At 69.1% G+C, this 2,783-nt stretch carries 4 protein-coding genes; all 4 read right to left on the reverse strand.

Annotated elements, in window-relative coordinates; translation table 11 throughout:
• Positions 1–581 (reverse strand): VWA domain-containing protein (locus AACR77_RS10710; protein WP_042881351.1); only part of this gene is annotated, 581 nt, incomplete at its 3' end.
• Between the two features lie 21 nt (positions 582–602).
• Positions 603–1,565 (reverse strand): VWA domain-containing protein, encoded by a 963-nt coding sequence (locus AACR77_RS10715; RefSeq protein WP_042881352.1) that lies wholly within the window; start codon positions 1,563–1,565, stop codon positions 603–605.
• Positions 1,562–2,119: a DUF4381 family protein gene (locus AACR77_RS10720; protein WP_231563204.1), complete on the reverse strand. Its 558-nt coding sequence runs from the start codon at positions 2,117–2,119 to the stop codon at positions 1,562–1,564. Before AACR77_RS10720 ends, AACR77_RS10715 begins: the two co-directional genes overlap by 4 nt.
• On the reverse strand, positions 2,104–2,783 hold a 680-nt coding region (locus AACR77_RS10725; RefSeq protein ID WP_042881354.1), incomplete at its 5' end, for a DUF58 domain-containing protein. The genes AACR77_RS10725 and AACR77_RS10720, both read right to left, overlap by 16 nt.

The following is a 2,783-nucleotide window of genomic DNA, read 5'->3' on the forward strand; positions in this document are numbered from 1 at the left end:
CGCGCCGTCCCGGAGAGGCCGTCGGTCACGAGCAGCAGACGGGCGGACTGGCCCGGCGGGATCAGGGTGAGGGCCAGGGCCACGGCGCGCTCGGGGGCGCTGCCCTGGACAGGCATGATGGCCGGGCGCAGGTCCGGCAGCAGCAGGGCGATGGCCTGATGATCCCGGGTGGGAGGCATGGCGAGGTAGGCATCCCCGGCAAACAGAATGAGGGCGATGGGATGGGCCGCGTCCTGCCGATCTATGTCGGCCAGTATCTCCTGCAATCCCAGCCTCACCCGGGTTGCCCGGTCCGGCGCCAGATCCTGCGCCAGCATGGAGTCGGAGAGATCCAGCAGCCAGATATCGAGGGCCGGGCTCGGCATGGAGAGACTCTGCTGGCGCAGGGCGGGGCCCGAGAGCGCGAGGATCACCGGCAGACAGGCAAGCCAGCGCCAGGGGATGGCCCGATGGCGGCTCGGCAGCAGATAGGCCTGCATGGCCGGGGAGAGCAAGCCGGGATCGCGGCGGCGGCGCCACCCCTGCCATAGCCAGGGGAGCAGGGCCAGCAACCAGAGGGGGCGCAGCAAGGTCAGCTCCATGGTGCCACCATCATGGCCTGCCTACTCATGGGATGGCCTGTGTGACAGGGGGATGCGCCAGCGGGCTGGCCAGCAGAGCAGCAGCCAGGCCAGGGCCAGTGGCCAGGGGTAGAGCTCCTGGTGGGACCGGGAGAGGGTCTGGGGCCGGGCGAGGGGCTCCAGGGTGTCGATGGCCTGGTTGATGGCGGCGAGATCGCCCCGGTTGCGGGCGCGAAAATAGCGGCCTCCTCCCAGTGTCGCCAACTGCTGCAACAGGGCTTCATCCAGTTCGGCACTGGGATCGGCGTCCCCTGCGGGCGCGGCGAAGGTGTCGGGGTCGGCGCCCACCCCCAGGGTATAGAGACGGATGCCGGCTTTGGCGGCGAGCCTGGCCTCGGTCAGGGGATCCGCATTGCCCGAGGTATTGCGGCCGTCCGTCACCAGCAGCAGGGCGGTGGGGCGGGTGGGGTCGGCGTGCTGGCGTGCCAGCAGGATGGCTTCCCCCAGGGCCGTGGTGCGCCCCACCAGATCGAAATCGAGCTCCCTGGCCAGGGTGAGCAGAGCCCCGGTCTCCTGGGTGAGGGGGGAGAGCAGATAGGCGTGATCGGCAAAGACGACGAGGGCGATGCGATCCCCCGGGCGGGAGGCGACAAGGTTGCTTATCTGCTGGCGCACCGCGGCAAGCCTGTCCGTTTGCTCTCCGTCATCCAGCATGTCCTGGGTGCGCATGCTGTCGGAGAGATCCACCGCCAGGATGAGGTCTCGGCTGCTCTGGTAGTGAATGTTCGGGGGCTCCTGCCACTGGGGGCGGCACAGGGCCAGTACCAGGGCGCACCAGCAGATCATCATGCGCCACAAGGGCTGCCCCGCCTGGGGCTGGAGCAGGGGAAAACCTCCATGAACGAGCCGGTTTCCTCCCTTGCGCCCCTTCATGGGAGGCAGGCCGAAGCGCACCAGCAGCGGCAAGGCGAGGGCGAGGGAAAACCAGGGCCAGGCGAGGATCATCGCGTACCCTCCGGGGGAGGTGCCCCTCGCTTGCTTGCCGGGAATCGCGGCGCGCTGACGCAGCGTCGCCCCCAGGCGAGATAGGCGAGGCGCAATCTTTTGCGCTGCGCCTCATCGGGCACGCTGCCCCCATAGAGCCAGAGTGGCCACTGGGCGGCAAACTGGGAAAAATCGCTCCCCCCCTTGCTGTCCAGCCAGGCGAGCCAGGCCTCCCCTTGCAGGGGGGCCGCCTCGGGCCAGCGGGCCATGGCCGCTTCTCGCAGGGCATCCTGCAGCCTGGGGACGAGATCGTCTGCCTGCCAGTCTATCCGGTGCGCCCAGCGGCGCTGGCGCAACAGGGTGAGGGCCGTCGTGGCGATCAGGCAAGCGGCGATCGCCGCGATCAGCAGCCCCCCGAGAGCCATCAGGCGAGGATCCTGTGCAGGCTCGAGAGCGGGGCCTTGGTGGATGTCGCGCAGCTCGGCACGGATGGCTTGCAAGGCCTCACTAGACGAGGGCTGGCGATATGCATCCGGTGCGGGCACGCCTTGCTCCCCCCTCAAAACAGACGGCATCCGCCCTCCTGCCACTGGCGTTGCAGGGTGGCGCCGTTGTCGAGGCGATAGAGGCGCGTCACCAGGGGCAGTAACTGCTGGCGACAGGCCTCGGCCTGTTCGTCGGCCGCCCTCTGATAGCGGGCGCGAAAGCGGGGATCTTCTCCCGCGAGCCAACCGCTGTGTCTGCCTGCCTTCACTGCCAGCTGCCCCTGTTCGGGCAGCGCGGCTTCCAGGGGATCGCGGATCTGCCAGTAGTGGATGTCGTGGCGCAGGCGAAGGCGTTGCAACTGCTGGCAGAGGGCCTGGTCCGGTACCTGGTGATGGCTTATCAGGGTCAATCTGGCCCCGTGGGGCAGGGTGAGTCGTGCCAGGGTCTGGGCCAGCGTCCAGGGTGGGGGGGCGCGATCCAGCCCTGCTTCGTAATGGCGGCAGAGCGCTTCCAGCAGAGGCATGAGAGAGCCGCGCTGGTGCTCTGTGCGGGGGGCTTCGCCCTGGCAGATCAAGGTATTGGCCTGTTTCTCCCCCTGCCAGAGCAGGGCGGCGGCCAGCTCGCAGCCAAGGCGGGCCTTGAGCTGGGCGCGGGAGCCAAAGTACATGGCGGGTGAGAGATCTAGCAGCAACCAGTGGGCCTGATCCTGCTCTTCCCCGTAGAGGCGGGTGTGGGGGCGGCCGAGGCGGGCGG

Origin of the sequence: Aeromonas sp. ZOR0002 (assembly GCF_963866995.1) — a bacterium.
Classification (GTDB): Bacteria; Pseudomonadota; Gammaproteobacteria; order Enterobacterales; family Aeromonadaceae; genus Aeromonas; species Aeromonas caviae.

What these genes read in the sequence shown, in the direction of transcription:
- AACR77_RS10715 (WP_042881352.1), bottom strand. Translation starts at nt 1,565, where the DNA reads ATGATCCTCGCCTGGCCCTGGTTTTCCCTCGCCCTCGCCTTGCCGCTG.
- AACR77_RS10720 (WP_231563204.1), bottom strand. Translation starts at nt 2,119, where the DNA reads ATGCCGTCTGTTTTGAGGGGGGAGCAAGGCGTGCCCGCACCGGATGCA.